This is a genomic window from Shewanella sp. 11B5, assembly GCF_002836795.1.
In the GTDB taxonomy this organism is placed as follows: domain Bacteria; phylum Pseudomonadota; class Gammaproteobacteria; order Enterobacterales; family Shewanellaceae; genus Shewanella; species Shewanella frigidimarina.
Genome location: NZ_PJAP01000935.1, coordinates 1 through 3,058 on the forward strand (window position 1 = coordinate 1; position 3,058 = coordinate 3,058).

5 protein-coding genes are annotated in these 3,058 nt (G+C 39.7%); 3 read left to right on the top strand and 2 right to left on the bottom strand.

Features of this window, described 5'->3' with window-relative positions:
• Window positions 1-945 (bottom strand): oxygen-dependent tRNA uridine(34) hydroxylase TrhO (locus CXF78_RS18460; RefSeq protein WP_102037575.1); only part of this gene is annotated, 945 nt, incomplete at its 3' end.
• A gap of 285 nt (window positions 946-1,230) precedes the next feature.
• Between CXF78_RS18460 and CXF78_RS22015 the strand changes: the two genes are divergently transcribed.
• The 3 genes from CXF78_RS22015 (at window position 1,231) to CXF78_RS18470 (ending at window position 2,323) form a co-directional block, all read left to right on the top strand.
• Window positions 1,231-1,665 (top strand): glutathione S-transferase N-terminal domain-containing protein, encoded by a 435-nt coding sequence (locus tag CXF78_RS22015; RefSeq protein ID WP_308302280.1) that lies wholly within the window; start codon window positions 1,231-1,233, stop codon window positions 1,663-1,665.
• Window positions 1,666-1,673: 8 nt separating this feature from the next.
• Window positions 1,674-1,946, top strand: a complete 273-nt coding sequence (locus tag CXF78_RS22020) for a glutathione S-transferase C-terminal domain-containing protein (protein WP_308302281.1) — start codon at window positions 1,674-1,676, stop codon at window positions 1,944-1,946.
• Window positions 1,947-2,122: 176 nt separating this feature from the next.
• Entirely contained in the window at window positions 2,123-2,323 is a 201-nt protein-coding gene (locus tag CXF78_RS18470) for a hypothetical protein (protein WP_011637004.1), read from the top strand.
• Window positions 2,324-2,403: 80 nt separating this feature from the next.
• On the opposite strand, the gene CXF78_RS18475 is transcribed toward CXF78_RS18470, so the two are convergent.
• Window positions 2,404-2,952: an NAD(P)H nitroreductase gene (locus CXF78_RS18475; RefSeq protein ID WP_011637003.1), complete on the bottom strand. Its 549-nt coding sequence runs from the start codon at window positions 2,950-2,952 to the stop codon at window positions 2,404-2,406.
• Window positions 2,953-3,058 lie beyond the last annotated feature (106 nt).

Sequence of the window (3,058 nt, forward strand, 5' to 3'; positions counted from 1 at the left end):
AGCATCAATGACTTGTTTTACATCGCTGCCAATATGCGCTTCACCGCGTTGTTTGGCTAATTGTACTTGACGCTCACGCTCAATAAAGCGCTGACGTTGTTCTTGTGGCACTTTATCAATGCAATGAGGACAGCTGACACCTTGAACATAGGCTTCAGTTTGTTTTTCTGCTTCAGTAATTGGCATACGACAAGCATTACATTGATCGTATTGGCCTTTTTCTAGGCTATGATTTACCGCTACACGGTTATCAAACACAAAGCATTCACCTTCCCATAAGCTTTGCTCTTGTTCTACTTCTTCAAGGTATTTTAAAATGCCGCCTTCAAGATGATATACCTCATCAAAGCCCTGCTCTTTTAAATATGCGGTGGATTTTTCACAACGAATACCACCAGTACAAAACATCGCCACTTTTTTGTGCTTAGCCGGATCTAAATTTTGCTTCACATATTCCGGAAACTCGCGGAAAGTCTCAGTTACTGGATTGACAGCATTTTTAAACGTACCAATCTTCACTTCGTAATCATTACGGGTATCAACTAACACCACATCTGGATCTGAAATCAGCGCATTCCAGTCTTTGGGTTTCACATAGGTCCCGACGACTTTACGAGGATCGATGCCTTCAATACCCATAGTCACAATTTCTTTTTTCAGCTTCACTTTGGTACGATAAAACGGCATTTCGGCGTCAAAAGAAAACTTAGTCACAATATTATCTAAGCCAGGTTGAGTACCCAACCAAGCCAATAAAATATCAATCGCAGAAGCTGTTCCTGCAACAGTGCCATTAATGCCTTCTTGAGCAAGCAACAAAGTGCCTTTGATTTCGTTTTGTTCCATGATATCAAGCAATGGCTGACGTACATCTTCAAAATGAGGTAACGCTACGAATTTATATAACGCGCACACAGCGACTTGGGATTGAGATGAAGCTTGCATGGCTTTTTGAATAGATTCTTGTTTAGACGCTGGTTTAGGTTGTTGCATAAAAATGAGGTCTCCGCTGGCTGGAACTTAATTTCCAGTGCATATTACTGCGCATATAAATAAGGCCTGCACACTGTGCACAGACTCAAAAAAACGGCCGAAAGTATACCTAAATCACAATCAAAAAAATACTAAAACTAACTGATGTACTTTTTTACAATGTTGTTAGCGGTTAATTTTGGGTTTTCAGTCAAGAAACGTTACTCTATTAGTAATACATCATTTTATAGACACTCAATGAACTCTGCGATTTTATACACCTTTCGTCGTTGTCCTTATGCTATGCGTGCACGTATTAGCCTTCATTTAAGCCAACTGAATCCGTTAGTACGTGAAATTGAGCTTAAAAATAAACCCGCAGAATTGATCGCCATTTCGGCCAAAGGCACTGTGCCGGTTTTGGTGACAGCAAACAACAAAGTGATAAGTGAAAGTCTTGATATTATGCGTTTTGCATTAACTGAATATCCCGCGCCAGAAAATCATTACTTAACCACAGAAGAGTATCAAGCCCTGCAATACTGGTTGGATCAATCCACGACTGAATCGCTCATTAATGCCAATGATAATGAATTTAAACCGTGGTTAGATAAATACAAGTATGCCGACAGGTTCCCTGAATACAGTCAACTCTGGTATCGACAACAGGCAGAGCGGTTTATTCAACATTAGAGGACCTGTTGCGGCAACATAACTATTTGTGCACCGACAGCCCTACACTCGCTGATTTTGCTATTTTTCCGTTTATTCGGCAATTTGCTAATGTTGAACCAGTGTGGTTTAACACCATGCCATACCCTAACGTTATCGTTTGGTTGACCACGTTAGTCAACAGCTCACTATTTAACGTGACCATGTATAAATATCCTTTATGGTTACCACAAAAAAATATGATTCAGCTCAAACATTCAGAACATGATGATGGACAAGTAATACCTTTGTGCAAAAATTAAAAAATTATGAATATTTAATGGTTTACGGGCTATTAATCGGTTAATTTTTAAAGTAAATTAAAGGTGTTAGCAGTGAATGGCCGTTTAAAAACATGGATTTTTATTATTTTTACTGCAGATTTTAATTTTAAGCTTACACTTAGATAAGTCATTGCTGGAACGCAAAGGAACATGACATGAATAATATGGATATTACGTTAGTATTAATGCTCATTGCATTACTGATTTTACATATTCACTTTTGCTATCGAGCCTATACCTCGAAAGCACACATCAAAAATGCCCAACGTGTAGTGTGGTCTATGCTCAGTTTGTTAATGGGACCATTAGGCTATTATGTCTATCAGAACATGATCCCACTCGAGTTCTACGAATAGACAGTAAAACTTAGCTTGATGATTAACACATAAACGAGCCTCTTTGTTCAATAAAGGCTCGTACTCTCTGCTGACCAAACTTATAAATAGCGAGCGAATTGCTGACCATTTTTTAATGGTTTTATTGGTGCAGTTACCGCTGGCGTACCTACGTATAAAAAGCCCACTATTTGATCTTGCTTAGACAAGCCTAGTTGTTGATGTACATTTGCATCAAAAGCAAAATCGCCTGTACGCCATACAGCACCTACACCCATCGAAAATGCCGCTTGCTGCATGGCCATAGTGGCGCAACCCGCTGCTATATGCTGTTCTAAAACTGGTACTTTATCATGCGTTTGAGTTTTGGCGACGACCGTAATCACCATAGGTGCACGATAAGGCATGTTGGCGACTTTAGTCAGAAAAGTTTCATCTGCACCACTTTTTTTAGCCGCATCAACAAAAATATCTGCCAACTTAGCTAAGCCATCATCTACCGCAATAATAAACTCCCAAGGCGTTAATGCACCGTGGTCTGGTACTCTTGCTGCTGCATCAAGCAAAAAAGTGAGTTGTTCGGCATTTGGTGCTGGGGCAACTAGGCGAGGCGTCGATTGGCGAGTCAATAACAGTTGTTTGGCGTCCAAGATACAATCCTTTTAAGTAAATTATGCCGCCGATATTAGCAAAAATCCCACGCATTAGGTGGGATTTTTTAGGGTTGTTCTATGTAACCTAAACTCGTAATAACAA